The following is a 24017-nucleotide window of genomic DNA, read 5'->3' on the forward strand; positions in this document are numbered from 1 at the left end:
CACGATGCGCCGCACTCTGTTCCTCTCGATCGCCCTTGCACTGCAGGTCACCGCCACCTCGGTCGCCGCCGAGCCCAGCCGGTCCGCCACCGAGGCCATCGCCTCGCAGCCGCTGGACATGGCACTCAACGCGCTGTCGCGCCAGACCGGCCTGCAGTTCGTGTACAGCGCGCAGGCCGCCGGCAACCCGCGCACGCCTGCGGTACCGGCGGGCCTGTCCGCCGACGCCGCGCTGGCCCGCCTGCTGGCCGGTACCGGCCTGCGCTACCGCTACCTCAACGCGACCACGGTGACCATCGAGAGCGAGGCCGCTGCCACCGCGCCGGCCACCAGCAGCGTCGCGCCGGACGGCGCAGCCGAAGGGGTTGCCGCGCCGCTGGTGGCCGAGGCCGGCACCGGCGCGGGCCCGCAGAACCTGGAAACCATCCAGGTCATGGGCAGCTACAGCCGCAGCCTGGAACAGGCGGTGGACCTCAAGCGCGCCAACATCGGTTTCTCCGATTCGATCGTGGCCACCGACGTGGCCGACTTTCCGGAACAGAACCTGGCCGAGGCGCTGCAGCGCGTGCCGGGCGTGACCATCGAGCGCAGCAAGGGCCTGGGCACCAAGGTAAACGTGCGTGGCCTGCCGTCGGAATACACGTATGTGTCGATCAACGACCTGGCTACCGCCTCGGGCAGCGGCGGGCGTGACGTGGAGTTCGACATGTTCGCCTCCGAAATCATCCAGCAGGTGACGGTGCAGAAGTCGCCGACGGCGGCGGACGAGGAGGGGGGCATCGCCGGTTCGGTCAAGATCACCACCGCGCGCCCGTTCGATTACAAGGAGCGCAAGCTGGTGCTGTCGGCCGAGGGCGCGCACAACAGCATCTCAGAAGAGGTGGACCCGCGCTTCGCCTTCCTGGCCGCCGATACCTGGGGCGACTGGGGTGGCCTGGTGTCGTATTCGCAGTCCAAGCGCACCAACCGCACCGACTCCACGTCGGGCATCAACTTCCGCCCTATGTCGCGGTTTCTGAGCGCCTCGGGCACGCGCGGCACCCAGGCCCAGGCGGTGCTGGCACGCGATGCCGGGGTGAACATCGTCAACCGCAACAACACCGATGAGACCAACCTGGTGGTGTTCCAGGACAAGGTCGGCGACCGCGTCTACCTCAACGAGCAGGACAAGTGGGGCGCCACCGCGTCGCTGCAGTACAAGCCCAGCAGCACTTTCAGCCTGACCTTCGACGCGATGCTCGGCGGCTACGATTCCACCGAAGACGAATACGATGCGGCGGCCTACTCGGCCTCCAGCCGCAGCACGCTGGCCACCATCCACGAGTACGACGCCAGCACCCTGTCGGAGTACGGCATGGTGGTGCTGCGCGATGTGTCCTACACCGCCACCCAGCACGAGATGCTGAGCAAGGAGCGCATCAACACGACCGACTACAGCCAGTACAGCGTGGCGTTGGACTGGAAGGGCCAGGACTGGTACGTGGACGCGATGGCCGGCTACTCGGGCGCTGAGAAGACGTCGGACTATTCCAACCTCAAGCACGTCGCCTATGCGCCCTCGCGTACCCGCTGGACCGGGCGCAGCGGTGAAACCATCCCGAGTACACCGGGCGGCTTCGACATGTACAACGCCTCGGACAAGTACCTGTTCGAGGCCTATGAAACCACGCTGGAGAAGGTGGACGACGACAAGTACGCCGCGCAGGTCAACGTCACCCGCATGCTGGACCTGGCCTTTCTGCCGGCCCTGCGCGACGTGAAGTTCGGTGCGCGCTACACCGACCGCTCCAAGCAGCGGCAGTACGGCGAGCTGAAGATCACCGGTCCGACGGCGGGCAGCAGCGCGTGGGTGAACACGCGCACGATGGCCGACAGCCCGCTGCAGTCGATCGGCGACATCGTGCCGGGCGGCGGCTACACCATCAAGGACCTGGACTGGCAGCAGGTGTCCAATGACTACGCGCGCCGCGCGTTCCGCTACGACGGCTTCTACACCCCGTTCGATGCCGGCCAGTACTACCAGGTCGATGAGAAGGTGATGAGCCTGTACGCGATGGCGGATATCGCCTTCGATATCGGCCAGGTGCCGGTCAACATCAACGCCGGCGCGCGCTACGTCGATACCAGCGTCACCTCGTTCGGCTACCACCCGATCCAGCGCCCGGACGGCAGCACCGGCTACACCGACACCCCGGTGTCCAAGGACGGCAGCTATGACGACCTGCTGCCGAGCTTCAACATGACCGCCGAACTGGCGCAGGGGCTGCTGCTGCGTGCGGCGGCGTCCAAGACCATGATGCGCCCGGCGCTGACCGACATCGCCTACAAGCGCACCGCGAGCTGGAGCTCGTACCGCTTCACCGACGGCAACCCCGAGCTCAAGCCCACCTATGCCAAGCAGTGGGAAGTGGGCCTGGAGAAGTACCTGGACAACGGGGCACTGTTTGCCGCGTCGTACTTCCGCAAGAACATCGACGGGGTGGTCATCAACTCGCTCACCGGCGTGGTGCAGGATGTGGCGGTGTACAACGCCAACGGCACGCTCAACGGCATCTTCGACTTCGATGTGTACCAGCCGGTCAACGCCAAGGGCTCCTACCAGGTGGATGGCGTGGAACTGGTGGCACAGCTGCCGCTGGGCATGTTCCACCCGATGCTGGAAGGCTTTGGCGTCAACGCCAACTACACCGTGCTGGACAGCTCGCTGGCCGGTGAGTCCGACCTGGGCATCCGCACCCCGATGCCGGGCCTGGCCGAGAAGACCTGGAACCTGACGGCCTACTACGAGAACGACCGTTTCGACGCGCGCATCTCCTACAACCACAAGGATGAGTACGTCGAGTCGATCGGCTATGACATGTACCCGATCTGGCGCGATGCCTACGGCCAGATGGATGTCTCGATCGGCTTCCGCGTCACCGACAACATCAAGCTCAGCCTGAAGGGCATCAACCTGACCAACGAGATCACCAGCGGCTACACCATGGATCCGTCGTTCCCGACCATGTACGAAGCTTCGGGCCGCCGCATCAGCCTGGGCCTGCGCGCCGACTTCTGATCTCCCGGCGGGCACACGCCCGCAGGGCCCGCGCTGCCTGCCCCCCCATAAGGGTGGCAGGCAGACGGGCCGCTGACAGGAACACCACCATGTACAACGCATTTCTGCTGGCGCTGCTTGCGGCGCCGGTCATGACGGCGGCGGCCGACGCCGACCCGGACCTCGGCCGCCAGTGGCAGCCCGGCGACCACCATGTACACAGCGAGTGGAGCGTGGACTGGGACCGCAGCACGACACCACCCACGCCGATCCGCGGCGGCGACTCGTCCTATTCCCGCACCCGCAATGCCGAACAGGCGCGCCACTTCGGGCTGCGCTGGATGGTGCACACCGATCACGGCGGCCCGGGGCATTCGGCGGTCACTCGCGACCATGCCTACCCGGCGCTGCTGCAGGCCCGGCAGGCGGTACCCGAGGTGATCCAGTTCAACGGCATGGAATTCGACGTGCCGGCCGGCGAGCATGCGTCGCTGATCATCGCGCCGGGGCCGCAGGAGAACGACCAGCTGGTCACGATCGAGCGCGATTACAGCCGGGGCGAGCCGCTGCAGGAGGGCGCGCGCGATACGCACCAGCACATGCTGGATGCCTTGGCGCACCTGCGCGGACTGACGCCGCTGCCGTTGATGCTGATCAACCATCCTTCGCGCACGGCGACCGGCGTGGGGCAGTGGGGTGAAGTGGAACCTGCCGAACTGAAGGCCTGGCATGCGGCCGCGCCACAGGTGCTGGTGGGCATGGAAGGTGCTCCCGGGCACCAGGCCACCCGCACCGAGCGCGGGTTGTACCGCAACGCGGCCGCACCCACGTTCGGCGGCTTCGACCAGATGACCACGCAGGTGGGCGGTGCATGGGACCAGATGCTGGCGGCCGGCACGCACTTCTGGATCACGGCCAGTTCCGATTCGCACGTCAACGTTCGCGACGGCGGCAGCGACTTCGATCCGGGCGAGTACAGCAGGACCTACGTGTGGGCGCGGCCGGAGGCCGATGACATTCTCGCGGGGCTCCGGAGCGGGCGCATGTTCGCGGTGACCGGCGATCTGATCGATGCGCTGGAGCTCACGGTGCAGGCGGCCGACGGCAGCGGTGCCGCGGGGCGCATGGGTGATACGGTGGCCGTGCAGCCGGGTACGCCGCTGCGGGTGCAGCTGCGCGTGCGTCAGCCCGACGGGGTGAACGCGGCCGGGCAACGTCCGCAGCTGCGGCAGTTGCAGCTCATTGTTGGCAGCGACACCGGCGGTGGGCAGGCCCCGGACATGCAGACGCGCCGCTTCACCGCGACCGCGTGGCAGCAGCAGGGCGCGTGGGTGCAGGTGACCTGGGAGCTGCCCGCGCCGGCCGGCGGTGGCTTCGTCCGCGCGCGTGGCAGCAGTACCGACGAGCCGACGCCGCTGGCCGACGCCAAGGGCGAGGATCCGTGGCAGGACCTGTGGTTCCATTCCAACCCGGTGTTCATCCGTCGGTGATGCCTTCGCACGTCGCACCGTTCCGTGCAGTCGCGGTTCCCGCCGTGAACACCGCGACATTCCCCCTGCACGGGCCGATCACGGCCGCGCGCCGACGCTGGCGGCACACGAACCCATCGCGGAGCCGCCCATGACCACGCTGACCCTGCACGACCTGGCCAAGAAGATGGCCGGTATCGATTTCACCATGCTGCAGACCTTCGCCGACAACGGTGAGATCGCGGGGCGGCCGATGAGCAACAATGGCGACGTCGACTACGACGGCGACAGCTGGTTCTTCTCGTTCGAGAGCACCGACATGGTGCGCGAGCTGCAGGCCAATCCAAAGGTCGCGCTCAGCTTCACCGGCAGCAAGGGCCTGCTCGGCAAGCCGCCGCTGTTCGTATTCGTCCAGGGCAAGGCACGGTTGGTCCGGGACAAGGAAGTGATGCGCCAACACTGGCAGAAGAGCCTGGAGCGCTGGTTCGAACAGGGCATCGATACCCCGGGGATCGTGTTGATCCATGTCCACGCCCATCGCATCCACTATTGGGATGGCGAGGACCAGGGCGAGATCCAGATCTGAGCCCACGCTCTCATGGCGACCACCTCCATGCCGTTGGTCGGGTGCGCCGGGTGGTCCATTCCGGGCCGCTATGCCGACCTGTTCGGTCCCGGCGACAGCATGCTGGCGCGTTACGCGACCCGCTTCCCGGTGGTGGAGATCAATTCGTCGTTCTACCGGCCGCACAAGCCCGCCACCTATGCACGCTGGGCCGCCAGCGTGCCGCCGGGGTTCCGCTTCTCGGTGAAGCTGCCGCGGACCATTTCGCACGACTCGGCGTTGGTTGGGGTCGGCGCATTGTTGGACCGCTTCCTGGAAGAGTCCGCCGCGCTCGGAAGCAGACTGGGCGGGCTGCTGCTGCAACTGCCGCCATCGCTGGTGCTGGATGCACGTCGCGCGTCCAGTTTCTTCCGCGCGCTGCGGCGGCGCAGCGATGTGCCGCTGGTCTGCGAGCCGCGCCATGCCAGCTGGTTCACCGCCCACGCCGATGCGATGCTGCTGCGCTACGGCGTGGCACGCGCGGGGGTTGATCCGGCGCGGGTGGCGGCGGCAGCGCAGCCGGGCGGTGCATCGGCGTGGCACTACTGGCGCTGGCACGGCGCCCCGCGGATGTACTACAGCGAGTACGACGATACCGCGTTGATGCGCCTGGCCACGCAGCTGCGGGAGACGCCGGCACCGGCGTGGGTCATCTTCGACAACACCGCGCACGGGTTTGCCGTTCCCAATGCGCTGCGTCTGCAGGCGCTTGCCGCACATGCCTGAAGGTCCTTCCATCGTCATCCTGCGCGAGGCGGCCGCGAAGTTCCGCGGCAAGACGGTGCGTCGAGCAGTGGGCAACAGCAGCCTGGACCTCACCCGCATGGAGGGACGGCGGGTGGTGGCGCTGCGCAGCTGGGGCAAACACTTCCTGATCCAGTTCAGCAGCTTCAGCCTGCGCGTGCACATGCTGATGTTCGGCAGCTACCGCATCGACGAACGGAAACCGTCGCCGCCGCGGGTGTCGCTGCAGTTCGACACCGGTGAGCTCAATATCTATGCCTCGTCGGTGAAGTACATCGAAGGCCCGCTGGAGGACACCTACGACTGGCGCACCGACGTGATGAACGATGCGTGGGATCCGCGGCTGGCGCGGCGTCGGCTCAAGCAGCAGCCGGAGACGTTGATCTGCGATGCACTGCTTGACCAGGACCTGTTCGCTGGCGTCGGGAACATCATCAAGAACGAAGTGTTGTTCCGTCAGCGCGTACATCCAGAGTCGACAGTCGGTGATCTGCCGCCGCGTGTGCTCGGCAGGGTCATTGCCGATGCCCGCGACTACAGTTTCGCGTTCCTGGCGTGGAAGCGTGCGTTCGAGCTGCGCGCGCATTGGCAGATCCATACCAAGCGGACCTGCCCGAACTGTGGCGGCCCCGTGTCCAAGACCTATCCCGGCAACAGCCGGCGGCGCACCTTCTTCTGCCCGAACTGCCAGGTCCGGTATTGACTGGCGCAGCGTGTCCTGACGGGTGAAGGGCGCGCCGCGGCGGTCCTGTAGGATCAGGTCGTCCCACGCCGTTTCGCGCGTCCTGCGCGGCCGTGTCCCGGTCGCCCGCTTCGCTCCTTCCTTCGAGCCGTCCGTCAGTGCTGTCGGGCAGGCTCACCGTGTTTCATGGAGCGCACATGCCGGGCTATACCACCCGCATTCTCACCATTCCGGTCGGTGGCCACGACTTCCGCATCCGCGCGCTCAGCGACCTGCAGCAGTTCGCCGACCCCACCGGGCGGGCCGAGCGCGTCGGCATCCATTCGTCGTTGTGGAGTCTGTTTGGTCAGGTCTGGCCGGCCGGGCGGGTACTCGCCGAGACGATGAGCCAGCTCGACATCGCCGGCAAGCGCATCCTCGAACTGGGCTGCGGCCTGGGGCTGTCCAGCCTGGTGCTGGCCCACCGGGGTGCCAACGTGGTGGCCAGCGACCACCATCCGCTGGCCGAGTCGTTCCTGGCCTACAACGCCGGCCTCAACGACCTGCCGTCGGTGCACTACCGCGACCTGCCGTGGGAGCTGCCTGACGCGACGCTGGGCCGGTTCGATCTGATCATCGGCAGTGATGTGCTGTACGAACGCGGTCATGGGGTGCAGATCGCGGCCATGATGGAGCGCCACGCCAAACCCAGCGCGGAGCTGCTGCTCACCGATCCGGGGCGCGGCAATCTGGGCGGGTTCTCCCGCGCGATGGCCGCGCAGGGGTACGAGATGGAGGAGGTCGGCGGCTTCGGCGACGAAGAAAGCCCATCGCCCGGACGCGGGCGGCTGCTCCGCTATTGGCGGCATGCCCCGGTCGCCCACGCGTAGCGACACGCCATGCGTGTCCCAGGCGAACCCGGATCCACCATGACACCGCGTGGAGGTCTGCACGGGTAGGCTGCTGGCCCATGACCCATCCAGACCCCGCGCCCCGGCCTGCCTCGGCCACGCCCACCCGCTCCATGATCGTCGCCGGCCTGTCCACGGTGGTGGAGTGGTACGACTTCACCCTGTACCTGTACCTGGCCACGGTGTTGTCCCGGGTGTTCTTCGGCGGTGGCGAGAGTGCTCTGCTCGCGACCCTGGCAGGGTTTGCGGTGTCGTACCTGATGCGCCCGCTGGGTGCGTTGTGCTTCGGCCACCTGGGCGACCGCTTCGGGCGGCGCTACATGCTGCTGGCGTCGATGGCGCTGATGACGGCGGCGATGCTGGCCACCGCGTTGCTGCCCACCTTCGACAGCATCGGCGCCAGCGCCGGTGTCCTGTTGCTGCTGTTGCGCTGTGTCATGGCGTTCTCGGTCGGCGGCGAGTACACCGGCGTGGTGGCCTACCTGCTGGAAACCGCACCGCCGCGCCGCCGTGGGCTGGTCACTTCGCTGGCCTCGGCGGCGAGCGAGGTGGGGGCGCTGCTCGCGGTTGCGCTGTCCGCGTTGACCGTGGCGCTGCTGAGCACGGCGCAGCTGGATGGCTGGGGCTGGCGCATCCCGTTCTTCGTCGGCGCGCTGCTGGCCGGCGTGATCCTGCTGGCGCGATCGACCATGCACGAATCGCCGGAGTTCGAGCGGCAGCAGGCCGAAGGCACGGTGCCGACCTCGCCGATCCGCGATACCTGGCGTTTCCATCGCGCTGCCGTGGCGCGCACGTTCGCGATTTCCGCGCTGGGTTCGATCACCTACTACGTGGGTATCACCTATGTGCCGGCCTTCCTGGGCTCCGCCGGCGGGGTGAGTGAATCGCAGGCCCTGTGGTTGTCCACTGTCGCCGCAGTGGCCGTGATCGCGGTGACCCCGCTGGCCGGAGCCTTGTCGGACAAGGTGGGGCGACGACCGGTGCTGATCGGGTTGGCGCTGTTGTCGGCACTGCTGCCGCTGACCATGTTCGGGCTGATGGCAGAGGGAACGGTCGTGCAGGTCGCGATGGCCGCCGTGGTGCTGGCCTGTCTGGCCGGCGGGGTCAGCGCGGTGGCGGCGCCGGCCACGGCGGAGCAGTTCCCCGGCGAAGGGCGTCTCAGCGGACTGGCACTGGGCGTCACGATGGCCACCGCGTTCTTCGGCGGTGCCACGCCGCTGCTGGCAGAACTGCTGGTGCGCCACACCGGCTGGGCCGCCGCGCCGGGCGCGATGATTGCCGTGGTCGCCGCGCTGGTGCTGCCGGTGTTGTGGGGGTTGCGCGAAACCCGCCCGACCACGTAGAGCCACCCCATGGGTGGCTTCGCGGTTCAGGTCACGTGCCGCCTTCGGTGGGCAACGGCGCCGGGACATTCAACAACCCACCCGCCGCTACATACGCGGCCAGCGCCTGGCCCTGGCTCAGCAGGTGCCGCTCCATCGTGCGCTCGGCAGCGTCGGCGTCGCGGCGGCGGAAGCATTCCATCAGCTCGCGGTGTTCGGCCAGTGACTGCGCGGTGCGCCCAGGCGTCAGCAACTGGCGACCGCGGTGCATCTTCAGGATGCGGTGCAGGTCGTGGGTGATGCGGATCAGCCACGGATTGCCCGCGTAATGCTGCACGGTCTCGTGGATGAGGTAGTTGTTGCGGTAGTAGTCGGCGATGTTGCCGTCGGCTGCTGCCGTCTCCATGGCCGCGTGCAACGCTTCCAACTGCTGCACACCGGCATCGTCGATGTGCTTCACCGCCTCGTGCGCACAACGCCCTTCCAGCATGGCCATCACCGGGAACAGCTGGTTGAGGTCTTCCAGCGTCAGCCGGGTGACGCGCGCGCCGCGTCCTGCGTCGATCTGCACCAGCCCTTCGGCCGCGAGCAGCTTGAGCGCCTCGCGCAGCGGCGTGCGGCTGATGCCCAGCTCCTCGCACAACGCCGGCTCGTCGATCCACTCGCCCGGCGGCAGCCGGTAGTCATAGATCCGCTCGCGCACATGCTCGGCGACCTCTTCATACAGAGGCGCACGCTTCTTGCTGGAACGCGGGGCAGGGGCAATGGCCATGCGCAATTGTAAGCGGTAGCGCCGGCCGGTGGCCGGCGCCCCCTTGGTCACATCCAGCCCGGGACCACGAACAGCAGCCACGCCAGCAGCGGGCCGAACACCACCACCAGGCCGCTGTAGACCAGGAACCGGCGGAACAGCGACTCACGCTCTTCCTTGGCGGCCGAGGCCACCACCAGCGCACCGTTGGTGGAGAACGGACTCACGTCGACGATGGTGGACGACACCGCCAGCGCGCAGATCACGCCCGCGGCCCCCAGGTGGCCCTGCAGCAGGAACGGCACCGCCAGCGGGATGGTCGCGCCGAGCACCGCCGCCGAGGACGCGAACGCCGACACGATGCCGCCGACGTAGCAGACCAGCAGTGCGCCCAGCAGCGGGATGCCGATGTTGGAGACGCCGTTGCCGATGAAGTCCACCGAACCGGCCTTCTCCAGCACGCCCACGTAGGTCACCACGCCGCAGATCAGCAGCACCGTGGACCAGCTGATGCCATCCACCGCACCCTTCTGGCTCTTCGGCGACAGCAGCGCCAGCACCACGGCCACGGTGATGGAGACCAGCCCGACGTTGAGGTTGTAGATGAGCGCGGCCACGCCCAGACCGAGCAGGCCGACCAGCGTGAACAGGCGTTCGCGGGTGATGCCGACCGCCTCCAGTGCATCGGGATCATTCGACAGCGTGCCGCCGCCGGCCGAGACCAGGGCACCGTGGCCTTCGATCGCGAACTGCCGCGACGAGGCCTGCGGGCCACCCGCCAAGGCGAGCTCGCCTCCACCGACGGCGACCGCACCCCGACGCATCAGCGCGATGCCCCCGAAGGCGAAGAAGCAGATCGTGGCCATCATGAAGTTGAAGCCCAGGCTGGTCAGGAACACCGCCATCTCGGTCACTTCCAGCCCCGCCTTCTGCACCACGCCATTGGTGATGCTGCCGTACACGCTGATCGGCGAGAAACCGCCGGCCTGCGCGCCATGGATGACCAGCAGCCCCATCAGCAGCGGGTTGATCTTGTACTGCTTGGCGAAGCGCAGCGCGACCGGGCCGATGATGGCCACCGCCGCCGGTCCCAACGCGCCGAACGCGGTCAGAATGGCCGTCACCACGAACATCACCCACGGAATGGCCACGATCCGGCCGCGTACCGCGCGCACCGCCCAGTGCACCAGCAGGTCGATGGTGCCGTTCTTCTGCGCGATGGCGAACAGGTAGGTGATGCCGACCAGGGTCAGGAACAGATCGCCGGGAAACCCCCCCAGCACTTCCTTGCCCTCCATGCCGACGAAGATGCCGCCGATCAGGAACGCCAGCGCGAAGGCCACTGCGCCCATGTTGATCGGCAAGGCAGTAGCGACGATGAACATGATCACCAGACCGATGATCGTTGCAATTTGTGGACTCATGCGCCCTCCCAGACACGTGATGCGCGTACCGCACGGATGGGAACCCGCCATCCCCGGGATGTGGCGTGCTACAGGTGGAGCGAACCGCTCATTGCTGGCGGCCGAGGGCGCTGTGCACCCAGGCCGCCGCACCCTCCAGGTGCTTGAATTCCTCAACCGCGCGCACCTCGCAGCACGGGTAGGCGCTGCCGACCATGCGTGCCAGCGCCGTGCCGGGCCCCAACTGCAGGAACACGCGCGCGCCACGCTCGAACAGCTGGCGCATCACCTGTTGCCATTCGATGGTCTGCGCCAGTTGCGCCGACAGCGTGTGCACCGCGCCGGCGGCGTCGCGTACCGGGCGTGCATCGATCCCGGCCAGTACCGTCAGGGTCGGGCGCTGCACGCCCGCGGACTGCAGGGCGCTCGCGAAGCCCGCCACGGCGTCCTGCAGCAGCGGCGTATGCGCAGGCACATGCACCGGCAGCAGGCGGATCTCCGCGCGTTGCGCACGCGCGTCGTTGGCCAGTGCATGCAGGGACCGCAGGGTGCCGCCCAGGATGACGTGGTCGTGGCCGTTCGCGATGGCCACGTAGGCACCATGGGCCGCACACAGCGCCTGCACCTGGGCGCGATCCAGCCCGAGCACTGCCTGCATGCCGGCGTCGGCAGGGCTGGCCGCATCCATCAGCCGCGCACGCTGCGCGGACAAGGCCAGGCAGGTCGTGGTGTCGACACTGCCGGCGACGGCATGCGCGGCCAGTTCGCCGATGCTGTAGCCGGCCACTGCGGCCGGCGTCGGCAGCGCGGTGCGCAGGACCTCCCAGTGCGCCAGGCTGGCCGCGCAGAGCAGGGGTTGGGCCTGCGCGTTGTCGAACCGGTCCTCGGCACCGGCGGCGGCGATCACATCGCGGCCCAGCAACTGGCTCGCGGCGTCGAGCACGCCCTGCGCGGCGCCCGCATCGCGCACCCGATCGAACATCGCCGGATGCTGCGCACCTTGTCCGGGGCAGAGCAGGGCAAGGCTCATGCGGCCTCCTGCTGCAGCAGGAACCAGCTGCAGGCGAGCAGGTCCGCGCTGCCGCCGGGACTGAGTCGGCGCGCGACGAAGGCGGCCCCCAGCTGCTGCAGGCGCGGGCGCCAGTCCGGCGCGAAGGCGCCGCCTGCGGCCAGGAAGGCGGCCGCCTGCGCGCGCGCCCAGTCCAGCCCGTCGCGGCCGCCGCGATGCAGCAGGTTCAGGTCATCCAGTTCGGCGACCAGCGTCATCAGCGTGTGGCACAGCGCGGCGTCGCGCGTCAACCCTGTGGCCAGCGCGTGGCGCAGGGTGGGCAGCGCCAGCGTGCGCAGGACCGGGTAGCCGGCGGCGGCCTGCTCGCGCACACCGGCAACGCCATGCCGTGCACGGGCGCGTTGGCCCGGACTGGCCGCATCCAGCGGTGCGTCCTGCAGCGACTGCGACCAGCGCTGCACGGCCAGGCAGACCTGTGCGCCCGACGTCGACAGGCCTTCCCGCCGGCATGCCGCCGCGGCGGCGACCAGCAGGCCCAGGCTGAAGATCGCGCCGCGATGCGTGTTGATCCCACCGGTGGCATGCCGCATGGCGGCCTCGGCCGCGATGCCGTGGCGACGCAGCACGTCGAACGGCGCGTCATCGGCACCGGCGTGTGCGATGTCGCTGAAGTAGTGGCGCAGCGCGAACAGGCTGCGCAGGAATGTACCGGCCTCCATGTCGTCATGGCTGCCCGAATCGAACGGTGTGACCAGCCCGGGTTTGGGCGCGAGCGCCAGCTCCGTGTGCAGGCTGGCAATGGCCAACCGGCCGAGCTGTGCCACTGCGGTACGCGGCAGCGGCGCCACGCGGGGCTGAAGAACCGCGCTCACATCGCCACCTTCGTTACGTGATCGTAGTGCCACGCCATGCGTGGCAACCCCACACCGTCGAACAGGGACGCACGCGCCTCCAACCCAGCCCCATCCACGCGCTTGACCAGCACCTCACGGGCGCAGCCGGCGTACTCCCGCCAGTTCACCGCGCCACCTTCGGGCAGGCACAGCTCGCCATCCAGGCGGCGGTCGAAGCGGCGCTCCCACACCTGCAGCTTCGCGACCAGCGCATCGGCGGCGTCGGCCGTCTGCACTGACCACAGCACGTCGATATCGGAACGCGCATGCACGTAGTCCAGCCCGGTCAGCACCTGCCAGGCGAACGCGCCGAACACGTGCGCCGGCGCCAATCTCTCCAGCGCCTGGATCGGCACCTGCCAATCCGCCGGAACGCCCGCATGCACTGCTACGTGGGACAGGGCCAACGGCGGCGCCTGGCGCACGATGTCGTGCAGCGGCACGCGCAATGCCAGCCGCTGCTTGCCCTCGGCGGGGGGGAGGGGAACGCCGAGGCGGATGCGCGGATCGGGATCGTCGGCGGCATGGCGCGCCACCACGGCCGGCCAGCCGCACGCGAACCAGGCCGCCAGGCGGCTGTCGTGTGTGGGCACATCGGCCCGCCAGTCGGCGTGCGCCGACAACCAGACCAGCGTGTGGCGGGCGGGCCGGTCAGGCATCGCCGCGGGCAACCTGTGCGGCGATGCGGGCGGCCAGGTGGCGACCGCCGCGTTCGGCACCGCGCTGCGCGCGCGGGTCGCCGTTGGCTGGTGTACGCAGGGCCTGCAGCAGTGCCTGCGCCAGGTCGCCCTGCCAGACCGAGTCCACCGCGCCCATGGCAACGTAGTTTTCCACGCCCGGTGCGAACACCGGCGAGCTCTGGCTCAGGGCCTGCAGCTTTTCCAGCGGTTGCTTGGTCACCCGCGCCATCGCGCGCAGGTCCATCACCCGCACCTGCGCCTCGGGCAGCGCGTGGATGTGGTCGGCCATCAGCCCGAACGAGAGGAAGCCGCCGCTGACCGATTCGCCATAGACCAAGGTCACCAGGCGTGCGCCACGGCGGCGGGCCAGGTCCAGGGTCTGTGCCAGGTGCGCGAAGTAGCCATTGATGCCCAGCAGTTCGTCGCGCCGCGCCAGGCGTTGGCCGGCGGTATCAACCAGCATCACGATCGGGCGCTGCGGATGCGCCGCCGTGCTGGCAAGCACGGTGTCGGCGAGTACCAGGGCGTGGTCGACACCGACCTCGATCTTGTCGGTGGTGCCGATCACGGTCACCTCGCCAGCGTCGGTGTTGGCGCTGCCGGTCAGTACTGCGTCGTTGACCGTGATGGCATGGCCGCGCGGGAACAGCGCGTCGAGCAGTGGGGCGAGCGGGGCGGTCATGGCAGGCTCCGTTGTGCGGTGGCGGCCAGGAAGGCGTCGGTTTCCAGCAGCGGCAGCTGCTGTGGATCGGCGATGCCGAGCCGGGCCCAGATCTCCAGGCCATCGCGGCAGTCGCCCCAGGCCTGCGCGCGCGCCTTCAGCGCGGCGTGGCGGGCCTGCAGTGCGGCCAGTGCCGCGTCGGTATCGGTGCTGTCGGCATCGGTGTGCAGCGCATCGAACGCGGCCTGGGCGAACGCGTCCATCGCATCGGGTACCAGCACCTGCGCCTGGTCGATCAGGTAGCGGTGCTTGCCGCCGGTGACGCGCCAGACCAGCGCGCGATCACGTGCATCGAACTCTTCCACCCCGCGCACGGTCTCGATCACTTCGGGGCCGGACAACGAGAGTCGTCCTTCCTCGGACATGATCACGGTGGTGCAGCACCGGGCGACGATGCCCATGCCGCCGAAGGCGCCGTTGCCGCTGCCGATCAGCGCCAGCACCGGCACGCCGGCCGCGCGCGCGGCGAGGGTGGCGCGCATGATTTCGGAAATGGCGATGAGGCCGGCGTTGGCCTCGTGCAGGCGTACACCGCCGGTGTCGAGCAGCAGCAGCACGCCCTCCGGCCGCGTCTGCGCGGCGCGCTGCATCAGGCCGGTGAGCTTGGCACCGTGCACTTCGCCCACGCCGCCGCCCATGAACTGGCCCTGCTGCGCGGCGACCAGCACGCGGCGACCGCGCAGCTGCCCCTCGCCCACCACGATGCCGTCGTCGAACGCGGCCGGCTGGTCCAGCTGGGCCAGGTGTGGGCTGATGGCGCGCTGCGCCGGGCCGAGCAGTTCGCGGAAGCTGCCGGCGTCGAGCAGGCCGGCGATGCGTTCGCGCGCATCGGCTTCGTAATAGCTGTGGCGGTGCGCGATGCTCATGGGGTGCCTCCGGCGCGCAGGGTTTCCACCGCCTGGTCCAAGCGCAGGCTGACCACGGCGGGCGTTGCACCGGCGTCGTTGATCGACACCTGCACATCGCGCAGGGGATGGCGCCGGGCGAAATCGCCGATCACCGCTTCCCAGATCGTGCCGAAACCGCGCGCGGCGGTGATGATGCGCACGGCCATGGCACCGTCCAACGCGGCCGGTTCCAGCAGGATTTCCAGGTTGCCCGAGGCCAGCACGCCGACCAGCACCGCATCGGTGGGGAAGCGCACGGGCAGCGTGCCGTCGAATCGATAGTCGAGGGTTTCCATCGCAGGTTTCCTTACCAGTTGCGGAAGCGCTTGGGCGGGTCGTACAGACCGCCCGACCAGCGCACCATGTCTTTGACCGAACGCGCGGCCAGCAGGTCACGGCTGGCGTCGCGCACGTTGATGCCCAGGTCGCCGGGGCGTTGGATCACGCCCCGGTCGCGCAGGTTCTCGACCATCGCCCGGTCGCGTCCCAGGCCGACGGCGGTATAACCGGCCACGCCGCGGATCGCCTGTTCGCGTTCCTCCGGGGTGCGGCACAGCAGCAGGTTGGCGATGCCTTCTTCGGTGAGCACGTGGCTGACATCGTCGCCATAGATCATCACCGGCGGCAGCGGCATGTTGGCGCGCTCGGCCAGTTCCCAGGCATCGAGACGGTCGACGAACGCGGGCGCCATGTGTTCGCGGAAGGTTTCCACCATCTGCACCACCAGCTTGCGTCCGCGCGGCATGTCACCGGGGCGTGCCGCCTGCTGGCCGGCCTTGATCCACGCGTCGCTGGCATGGCGGCGGCCGCGCGCATCGGAGCCCATGTTGGGGGCGCCGCCAAACCCGGCGATGCGGTCGCGGGTCGCGGTGGAGCTGTTGCCCTGCAGGTCGATCTGCAGGGTGGAACCGATGAACATGTCGCACGCATACAGGCCGGCGGTCTGCGAAAACGCGCGGTTGGAGCGCATCGAGCCGTCGGCGCCGGTGAAGAACACATCCCCGCGCGCGGCGATGTATTTCTCCATGCCCAGTTCGGAGCCGAACGAGTGCACGGACGTGACGAAGCCCGACTCGATCGCGGGAATCAACGCCGGGTGCGGATTGAGCGCCCAGTGCTGGCAGATCCTGCCCTTCAGCCCGAGCGATTCGGCGTAGGTGGGCAGCAGCAGTTCGATGGCGGCGGTGTCGAAGCCGATGCCGTGGTTGAGCCGGTTGACGCCGTACTCGGCGTAGATGCCCTTGATGGCCATCATCGCCATCAGCACCTGGATTTCAGAGATCTGCGCCGGGTCGCGGGTGAACAAGGGTTCGATGTGGTTCGGGCGCGGAGCCTGCACCACGAAGTTGACCCAGTCGGCGGGAATGTCGACGCGGGGGAGGGTATCGACGATTTCGTTGACCTGGGCGATGACGATGCCGCCGCCGAACGCCGTGGCTTCGACGATGACCGGGGTGTCTTCGGTGTTCGGGCCGGTGTAGAGATTGCCGTGGCGGTCGGCGGCCTGCGCGGCTACCAGTGCCACGCGCGGGGTGAGGTCGATGAAGTAGCGGCCGAACAGTTCCAGGTAGGTGTGGATGGCACCGATCTGGATGCGTCCTTCGGCGACCAGGTTGGCCAGCCGCACCGACTGCGGGCCGGAGAAGGAGAAGTCCAGCCGGGAGGCGATGCCGCGCTCGAACACGTCCAGGTGCGAGGGCAGTGACAGCACCGACTGCACCATGTGCAGGTCGTGCACGCGGGCGGGGTCAAGGTCGGCCAGGCACTGGGCCAGGAAGTCGGCCTGTTTCTGGTTGTTGCCTTCCAGGCAGACCTTGTCGCCGGGTTCGAGCAGGGCGTGCAGCAGCGCGATGGCATCGTCGGCGGCGACCGAATGGCCCTGCGCCCATGGCGCGGCGCGTTCGAGCCGTGCCTGGCGACCTCGCTCCAAGGTGTCCCAACTGGGGTTCATCGACGCACATCCGGTCCGGGGTTTGGATAATTACGCCATAATTATGGAGGGGTGTGCAACCCGCAATGCAGCAAAAAAGAAGGCCCGCCGGGCGGCGGGCCTATTCAGGTGCGGATGTGGCGGCATTCCCGATCAGTACTTCCAGCGCAGGCTGAACGACACGAAGCGCGGTTCGCCGTAGTTGTTGTAGTCCAGGTTGGCCCAGTACGTCTTGTCCAGTGCATTGCGCACGCTCAGCGTGGCGGTCCAGCTGTCGCTGATGCGGTAGTTGGCATGCGCGTTGACCAGCATGTACGCCGGCTGCTTCACCGTGCGGGTGCCGCCCAGCGGGTAGGGAATGTTGTAGCCCTCGACCTCGCTCTGCCACGACAGGCCGCCGCCCAGCGTCAGGCGGTCGAACGCGCCCGGCAGGCGCACGCTGGTGTTGAGCTGCAGGAAGTCTTCCGGCAGGTTGGCGTAGATCATGTCGGTCGCCGCACGGGTGACCTTGACGTGGGTGTAGCCGGCGTTGACGGTCCAGCCCGGGCGGATCTCGCCGTTGATGTCCATTTCCCAGCCGCGCGACTTGGTACCGTTCACGCCGATGTAGGCGGAGCTGCCGTCGCTGAGCGAACCGTCCGGCAGGCTCATGTCACGCACCGCGTAGTTGTCCTGCTTGGCCTCGAAGAGGGCGGCGTTGGCGGTGAGCTTGCCGTCGAACCACTGCGACTTGATGCCTGCTTCCAGGTTGGAGCCTTCCACCGGCGCCAGCAGGTTCTCGTTGCGGTCCTTGTAGTTCTGCGGGTTGAAGATTTCGGTGTAGCTGGCGTAGACGGAGAAGTCGGGAACGATGTCGTAGACCAGGCCGACGTACGGGGTGACCTCGTCGGTCACCTTGTACTGGCCGCTGGTGCCGGTGTAAGTGCCGGCGGCGTTGTAGGCGCGGGTCATGGTTTCCCAGCGGCTCAGGCGGGCGCCGGCAATCAGCGAGAGTGGCTCGGCCAGGCGCAGGCGGGTGGAGGCGTACACGCCGCTCTGCTTCGTCCGCGCAATGCGGCGTGCGCCGGTGCGGCTGGCGGTCAGCTCGGGAATGTCGCCGTTCCAGGTGCGGATGTCGGGGATGTTGTAGCGCCAGCTGGCCACCGAGGTGAGGGTCCAGGTGGTGGCTTCGAGGTCGGACCAGCTGCCGCCGACGACGACGTCGTGTTCGCGACCGAAGGCCGGGAAGGTGCCGGACAGGAACAGATCCGCGCCCTTGCGGGTGTCTTCGGCATCGCCGGCGCCGGCCAGCAGGTAGGTGCCGGCACCGGTGACCGGATCGGGGTAACCGCTGCCGTAGACGCGTACGTTCTGGACGTTGCCGCGGGTGTAGGCGGTGTTGAGCTTGAGCAGCCAGTTCTCACCGAAGCGCTGCTCGAGGTTGGCGAAGGCGGTGCTGGTCTCGCGCTGCCAGTAGCTCCACTTGGGGGCCATGTTGGTTTCGCGCGGGAGGTGGGCGAAGGTGCCGTCGCTGTTGAAGAACGGAACGGTGCCCCAGGTGGAGCCGACCGGGTTGTTGTCCTGGCGCTGGTAGCCGACGGTGACGGTGGTGGAATCGGTCAGGTCGCCTTCGAGGACGGCCATGCCGGCCATCTTGTCTTCCTTGTACCGGTCGTAATACAGCTCACGATCGGTGTAGGCGGCAACGACGCGGCTGCGGAAGCGGCCGTCGGCGGTCAGGGGGGCGTTGACGTCGGCTTCCATGCGGCGGAAGTCCCAGCTGCCGGCGCTGACGGCGAAGGAGGCGTCGAATTCCTTGCCCGGGCGCTTGCGCAGGAGGTTGACGGTGGCGGAGGGGATGCCGGCACCGCTGAGCAGGCCGTTGGCGCCGCGGATCACTTCGATGCGATCGTAGAACGCGGTGTCATATTCCTGGTTGGTGGAGCCGCTGTAGGTCGGCAGGCTGTCCACCTGGAAGTCGGTGATGGTGAAGCCGCGCGCGTAATACAGGGGGCGCTGGGTGTCGTAGAAGGACACATTGACGCCGGTGATGTTGCGCATGACATCGTTGATGGAAAACAGGGACTCGTCCTGGAGGCGCTCAAGGCCGATGACGCTGGTGGACTGCGGGGTTTCCTGCAGGGTGATCGGCAGGCGGGTGGTGCTGGACGGTGCGCGCTGGGTCCCGACGACGTTCACCTGGTCCAGGGTCTTGGCATCGCTCGCGGCATCGGCGGTCTCGGCCATCGCGAGGGGCGAGGCGAGCGACAGCACGGAGAGCAGGGCAAGGCCAAGCGGTGCACGGCGGAGGGAACGGGGGAGGAGGTCGCGACGGTACATGGAGGGTCTCGAAGAGGTGGGCTGTTCACATCGGGACGCAAATGTAAATCGTTCGCATTCTAATTACAATAATTTAACGAGCTTTAGTCATGGCGTCTTCCTGTTCAGTGCTGGGGCGTGGGGCGGCAGGGGGGTAGCGGGACGCGCGTAAACCCATCCATGGGGCTCATCGCAGCATCCATGCTGCTCAAGGTCCCGCTACCCCCCTACCGCCCCACGCCCCCGACGGCGTCCTGTGGGCGGCCGGTACAAGCAAAAAAAAACCGGCCAGAGAGCCGGTTTTCTTTCGTAGAGCCACGCCCTGCGTGGCTGGCGCCGGAACAGACTTACAACGCCTGCAACTCCTCATTGGCGTTGCGCTTTTCCTTGGCCGGGGCCGCCGGGGCGGCCGGGGCGGTCAGCATCACGGCCGGGCTGGTCTCTCCGGGGACGTCCAGGTAGGGCAGGCGCAGGGCGTCGCTGGTCTGGCGGCGGATCTCGTTGGTCAGCGCCGGGCTGTCGTTGAGCTTGCGGCCGTACGACGGGACGATCTGCTTCAGGCGGGCTTCCCAACCGGCGGCCATCTGCTCGGGGAAGGCCTTCTTGAGCAGGTCCAGCATGATCGGCGGGGAGGTGGATGCACCCGGCGAGGCGCCCAGCAGGGCCGCGAGGGTGTGGTCCTTGTCGGTCACGATCTCGGTACCGAACTGCAGCACCGGCCCCTTCTCGGGGTCACGCTTGATGATCTGCACGCGCTGGCCGGCGGTGACCAGCGTCCAGTCCTCGCGCTTGGCGTTGGGGAAATATTTGACCAGTTCGGCCTGGCGGTCGTCGTCGTTCAAGCGGGCCTGGCCCATGAGGTACTTGACCAGGTCCAGGTTCTCGGCGCCCACGTCCAGCATGCCGGCCACGTTGTTGTGGTTCACGGACGAATACAGGTCGAACCAGGAGCCGTGCTTGAGGAACTTGGTGCTGTACAGCGCGAACGGGCCGAACAGGACCACCGGCTTGCCGTCCAGCTTGCGCGCATCCAGGTGCGGCACGGACATCGGCGGGGAGCCGGTTTCGGCCATGCCGTAGGCCTTGACGCTGTGGCGGCCGGCGATGGCCGGCGACTTGAAGGCCAGGAACTGGCCGCCGACCGGGAAGCCGGCGTAGTCCTTGGACTCCGGAATGCCCGACAGCTGCAGCAGCTTGAGGGCGGCGCCGCCGGCACCGATGAAGACGAAGCGCGACTTGATGGTGGACTCGGTGCCGGACGTGAGGTCCTTGACCGTCACGTTCCAGGTCCTGTCGTCGTTCTGGCGCAGTGCGCCGACTTCATGCTGCAGGTGCAGGCTGAAGTTCGGGTTGCGCTGCAGGCCGGCGGTCAGCTGGCGGGTGATGACGCCGAAGTTGACGTCGGTGCCCAGCGGCATCCAGGTGGCGGCGACCTTCTGGTTCGGGTCGCGGCCTTCCATCAGCAGCGGTGCCCACGCCTTGATCTGCGCCGGGTCCTCGGAGTACTGCATGCCGTAGAACAGCGGATTGCGGACCAGCGCCTGCTGGCGCTTGTGCAGGTAGGCAATGTTGTCATCGCCCCACACGAAGCTCATGTGCGGGGTGGGGTTGATGAAGTCCGAGGGCTGGCTGAGGCGGCCTTCCTTGACCTGGTGCGACCAGAACTGGCGCGAGATCTCGAACTGCTCGGCAATGCCCACCGCGCGCTTGGTCTCGATGCTGCCGTCCGGGAGCTCGGGGGTGTAGTTCAATTCGGCGAAGGCGGAGTGGCCGGTACCGGCATTGTTCCAGCCATCGGAGCTTTCCAGGGCCACGCCGTCGAGGCGCTCGTACACCTGGATGTTCCAGTCCGGCTGCAGCTCTTGCAGGAAGGTGGCCAGGGTGATGCTCATGATGCCGCCGCCGACCAGCACGACGTCAACCGGCTTGTCGTTGCCAGCGGCCGGAACCGAGCGCTGGTGCAGGGGCCAATACAGGAACACGGCCGCCGCGATCAGCAGCAGCACGAACAGGCCGAGTACGACCTTGCCAAACCTTCTGAACCCGGTTTTCCGAGCCGGGCGTCCTTCGGGCTGCCGCTGCGCGGCGTCCGAATTCGTTCCAGACGACTTCGTCATGGGAATTCTCTTCATGTGGGGAGATGAGGGCAGGATGACGACGCTTTGGGGAAGAAGCGTGAAGAAACAAGCTCTTGGCGCATCCTGGTGTCCTGATTTTATCCCGAAATGGTACGGATTTGGTGCAACGCAGCATCGCGCGGGCGGCTACAGGGTGAAGTACTCCACCAGGAAGTAGCCGCATTGGTACACCAGGGCCAGCGCGGCCAGCGCCAGGTGGACGCGTCGCGATCGGCTGGCAATGCCGACCCCGGCGATGACCAGCATGATCGCGGTGTGCACCGGATAGGCCTCGCCCAGCAGCTGCCAGCGGCTGTGCCCCTTGATGGCGGTGTCGCCCAGGTCAAGCAGGGTCACCAGGGCAAGCATCCCGAAGAAGCCGCCGCGGCGCTGCAGCAGGTACTGCTCGTAGCTGCCGTACTCGCGCAGGTCATCGGGGAACAGCAGCACGCACAGCATGTACCAGCTGGCGCAGTAGCCGATCACGAACAGGTACAGCCCGAAGGTCCAGTGGCGCACCTCGCCCAGGCGGAACTCCCACCACCAGAACGTCACCACCGACACCAGCGTCCACAGCACCCAGCACAGATGGATGCCCGACCAGCCCCCGCGCCGCGCGGGATGCTCGATGATCGAGGCCAGGCCCTTCACCAGCGTGGTGATGCTCAGGCCGAGGATGATGCTGAGCACCACCCGGATATGCAGGTAGACCGGATCTGATTCCATCGCTCTGTCCCGCAGTTTGACGCTGTGATCGTGCCGCTCCAAGCGTCGTGAGGGTGTGGAGCCGGGCCAAGCCGCAGCAATCCAGCCGCGCCGCTTTGGCCGTTGGCATTGAATCACCGGCGCTTGCGCACCAGCGTCCCCGACGCCGCCAGCACCGCCTTGGTCAACAAGGCCATCGTCTGCACGTCGCCCTTCCAGTGCTGCCAGTACAGCGGCACGTCTTCCCACGCGCGCTGTTTCATGAGGACCAGCCGCCCGGCCTCCAGATGGCGCTTGACCAGTGGCAGCGGGTTCATCGTCCAGCCCAGCCCGCCCAGATTGGCCTGCACGAACGCCCGCGTCGACGGAATCCACCACGTTGGCGCGGTCATTGGCAGGTCGTCGCCGGCCAGCCGCCGCGCGAAGCGGGCCTGCATGTCGTCCTTGCGGTTGAACACCAGCACCGGTGCCTGCGCCAGCGACTGCGCGTTGACCCCCTTGGCGAAATGGCGGTCGTGGAATTCCTGCGTGCAGGTGGCCGCGTAGCGGATGCTGCCCAGCGCGTGGATCTGGCAGCCCTGCACCGGCTCGTCCAGCGTCGTCACCGCCCCCAGCACCGCCCCCTGGCGCAGCAGCGCCACCGTGTGGTCCTGGTCCTCCGAACGCAGGTCCAGCGTGGTCCCCGTCTGCCGCGCGAAATTCAGCGCCGCCTCCGGGAACCACGTCTCCAGACTGTCGTGGTTGACCGCCACCGGGATGCTCGCATGCGGCAGGTCCTCGTCCGCGATACCCATCCGATGCAGCGCATCGTGCTCCAGCAGCGCCGTCTGCTCGGCCAGCTGCACCAGCACCTGACCTTCCGGCGTGGCCACCGCGGGCGACGAACGCTTCACCAGCAGGCGGCCGATCCGGTCCTCCAGCGCCTTGACCCGCTGCGACACCGCCGACGCCGTGACATTCAGCGACTGCGCGGCCCGCTCGAAACTGCCCTCCCGGATCACCGCCGCCAGCGCCCGCAGCTGGGCATGGTCGATACGCATCGTCTTAAGTTCCGCTAAAGATGGTTAAGTAAGTTTAGCTCTACTTTTTCATGTTGCGGCGCGACAATACGCGCCATCCGGTGCTGTACGCCTTGGCGAGGCACCGCCCCCCCGCAAGACAGGTGGTACCCCATGTTCTCCTTCATTTCCGGCGGCCCCGGTCTGGCCGCGTGGTTCAGTGGCGCCGCCGCAGGCATCGGTCTGTTTGCCGTGGTCGGCGCCCAGAGCGCCTTCATCCTGCGCCAGGGCATCCTGCGCAAGCACATCGTGCCGGTGGTGGCCACCTGCGCGGCGATCGATGCCGTCTTCATTTTCGCCAGCGTCGCCGGCCTGCGCACCCTCACCCAGGCACTGCCGTGGCTGACCACCGTGGTGCTGTGGGGGGGCGTGGCCTTCCTGACCTGGTACGCCTGGCAGTCGGCGCGTCGCGCGCTGGCCGGTGGTGGCGGCATGCAGGTGGACGACGGCGACAACACCTCGCGCCGTGCCGTGCTCACGGCCGCCGTCGGCTTCTCGCTGATCAACCCGCACTTCTGGCTGGACATGATGGTGATCGGCTCGATTGCCGAAAACTTCGGCAATGCCCGCATGGCGTTCGCCGCCGGCGTGGTCACCGCGAGCTGCCTGTGGCTGACCGCCCAGGGCCTCGGCGCCCGCCTGCTGGCCCCGTTGTTCACCAAACCCAGGACCTGGCGCATCCTCGACGGCACCATCGCCGTGATCCTGTCGATTCTCGCATTGAGCCTGGCGTTCCGCGGCGTGCATTGATCTCTCTCTCTCTCTCCGTCAATGCACTCCTTAAAATGGCACCGTTCGCGGTGCCATTTTTCTTTCC

Annotated in this window: 21 protein-coding genes; 8 read left to right on the top strand and 13 right to left on the bottom strand. The window is 67.9% G+C overall.

Annotation, left to right across the window (positions count from 1 at the left end):
- Positions 1–4: 4 nt before the first annotated feature.
- From RT456_RS05230 to RT456_RS05260, 7 genes are all read left to right on the top strand, one after another.
- Entirely contained in the window at positions 5–3058 is a 3054-nt protein-coding gene (locus tag RT456_RS05230; RefSeq protein ID WP_313343449.1) for a TonB-dependent receptor, read from the top strand.
- 89 nt (positions 3059–3147) lie between these two features.
- Positions 3148–4527, top strand: a complete 1380-nt coding sequence (locus RT456_RS05235; RefSeq protein ID WP_313343450.1) for a hypothetical protein — start codon at positions 3148–3150, stop codon at positions 4525–4527.
- Positions 4528–4657: 130 nt separating this feature from the next.
- A complete protein-coding gene (locus RT456_RS05240; RefSeq protein WP_313343453.1) occupies positions 4658–5092 on the top strand; it encodes a pyridoxamine 5'-phosphate oxidase family protein in 435 nt (144 codons plus the stop codon).
- A 12-nt stretch (positions 5093–5104) separates the two neighbouring features.
- Entirely contained in the window at positions 5105–5836 is a 732-nt protein-coding gene (locus tag RT456_RS05245; protein ID WP_313343455.1) for a DUF72 domain-containing protein, read from the top strand.
- Complete coding sequence (locus RT456_RS05250) at positions 5829–6557, top strand: DNA-formamidopyrimidine glycosylase family protein (RefSeq protein WP_313343458.1); 729 nt, start codon at positions 5829–5831, stop codon at positions 6555–6557. The genes RT456_RS05245 and RT456_RS05250 overlap by 8 nt, the downstream gene beginning before the upstream one ends.
- Before the next feature lie 176 nt (positions 6558–6733).
- Entirely contained in the window at positions 6734–7405 is a 672-nt protein-coding gene (locus RT456_RS05255) for a methyltransferase domain-containing protein (RefSeq protein WP_313343461.1), read from the top strand.
- A gap of 80 nt (positions 7406–7485) precedes the next feature.
- On the top strand, positions 7486–8769 hold the full coding sequence (locus RT456_RS05260; RefSeq protein ID WP_313343464.1) for an MFS transporter: 1284 nt from the start codon (positions 7486–7488) through the stop codon (positions 8767–8769).
- 31 nt (positions 8770–8800) lie between these two features.
- Here the strand turns inward: RT456_RS05260 and RT456_RS05265 are convergent, their stop codons facing one another.
- The 13 genes from RT456_RS05265 to RT456_RS05325 form a co-directional block, all read right to left on the bottom strand.
- On the bottom strand, positions 8801–9520 hold the full coding sequence (locus RT456_RS05265) for a GntR family transcriptional regulator (protein ID WP_313343467.1): 720 nt from the start codon (positions 9518–9520) through the stop codon (positions 8801–8803).
- Positions 9521–9567: 47 nt separating this feature from the next.
- Entirely contained in the window at positions 9568–10923 is a 1356-nt protein-coding gene (locus tag RT456_RS05270; protein WP_313343470.1) for an SLC13 family permease, read from the bottom strand.
- A gap of 88 nt (positions 10924–11011) precedes the next feature.
- The gene (mdcH, locus tag RT456_RS05275) at positions 11012–11932 is read right to left on the bottom strand and encodes a malonate decarboxylase subunit epsilon (protein ID WP_313343473.1); all 921 of its coding nucleotides are present in this window, start codon (positions 11930–11932) and stop codon (positions 11012–11014) included.
- Positions 11929–12783 (bottom strand): triphosphoribosyl-dephospho-CoA synthase MdcB, encoded by an 855-nt coding sequence (mdcB, locus tag RT456_RS05280; protein ID WP_313343476.1) that lies wholly within the window; start codon positions 12781–12783, stop codon positions 11929–11931. Before mdcB ends, mdcH begins: the two co-directional genes overlap by 4 nt.
- Positions 12780–13463 carry a malonate decarboxylase holo-[acyl-carrier-protein] synthase gene (gene mdcG / locus RT456_RS05285; protein ID WP_313343479.1) on the bottom strand — a complete coding sequence of 228 codons (684 nt, stop codon included), beginning with the start codon at positions 13461–13463 and terminating at the stop codon, positions 12780–12782. Before mdcG ends, mdcB begins: the two co-directional genes overlap by 4 nt.
- Positions 13456–14166 carry a biotin-independent malonate decarboxylase subunit gamma gene (gene mdcE / locus RT456_RS05290; protein WP_313343481.1) on the bottom strand — a complete coding sequence of 237 codons (711 nt, stop codon included), beginning with the start codon at positions 14164–14166 and terminating at the stop codon, positions 13456–13458. Before mdcE ends, mdcG begins: the two co-directional genes overlap by 8 nt.
- The gene (locus RT456_RS05295) at positions 14163–15071 is read right to left on the bottom strand and encodes a biotin-independent malonate decarboxylase subunit beta (protein ID WP_313343484.1); all 909 of its coding nucleotides are present in this window, start codon (positions 15069–15071) and stop codon (positions 14163–14165) included. The genes mdcE and RT456_RS05295 overlap by 4 nt, the downstream gene beginning before the upstream one ends.
- The gene (gene mdcC, locus RT456_RS05300; RefSeq protein ID WP_313343487.1) at positions 15068–15388 is read right to left on the bottom strand and encodes a malonate decarboxylase acyl carrier protein; all 321 of its coding nucleotides are present in this window, start codon (positions 15386–15388) and stop codon (positions 15068–15070) included. The genes RT456_RS05295 and mdcC overlap by 4 nt, the downstream gene beginning before the upstream one ends.
- 11 nt (positions 15389–15399) lie before the next feature.
- On the bottom strand, positions 15400–17043 hold the full coding sequence (gene mdcA / locus RT456_RS05305; RefSeq protein WP_313343490.1) for a malonate decarboxylase subunit alpha: 1644 nt from the start codon (positions 17041–17043) through the stop codon (positions 15400–15402).
- 132 nt (positions 17044–17175) lie between these two features.
- Complete coding sequence (locus RT456_RS05310; protein WP_313343492.1) at positions 17176–19341, bottom strand: TonB-dependent siderophore receptor; 2166 nt, start codon at positions 19339–19341, stop codon at positions 17176–17178.
- Positions 19342–19667: 326 nt separating this feature from the next.
- Positions 19668–21437 (bottom strand): malate dehydrogenase (quinone), encoded by a 1770-nt coding sequence (gene mqo, locus RT456_RS05315; RefSeq protein WP_313343495.1) that lies wholly within the window; start codon positions 21435–21437, stop codon positions 19668–19670.
- Positions 21438–21584: 147 nt separating this feature from the next.
- A complete protein-coding gene (locus tag RT456_RS05320; RefSeq protein ID WP_313343498.1) occupies positions 21585–22163 on the bottom strand; it encodes a hypothetical protein in 579 nt (192 codons plus the stop codon).
- Between the two features lie 113 nt (positions 22164–22276).
- Positions 22277–23182, bottom strand: coding sequence for a LysR family transcriptional regulator ArgP (locus RT456_RS05325; RefSeq protein WP_313343501.1), 906 nt, complete (start codon positions 23180–23182; stop codon positions 22277–22279).
- Positions 23183–23314: 132 nt separating this feature from the next.
- Between RT456_RS05325 and RT456_RS05330 the strand changes: the two genes are divergently transcribed.
- The gene (locus RT456_RS05330; RefSeq protein ID WP_313343504.1) at positions 23315–23950 is read left to right on the top strand and encodes a LysE family transporter; all 636 of its coding nucleotides are present in this window, start codon (positions 23315–23317) and stop codon (positions 23948–23950) included.
- Positions 23951–24017 lie beyond the last annotated feature (67 nt).

The sequence above is a fragment of the Stenotrophomonas sp. genome (assembly GCF_032099025.1).
Lineage (GTDB): Bacteria > Pseudomonadota > Gammaproteobacteria > Xanthomonadales > Xanthomonadaceae > Stenotrophomonas.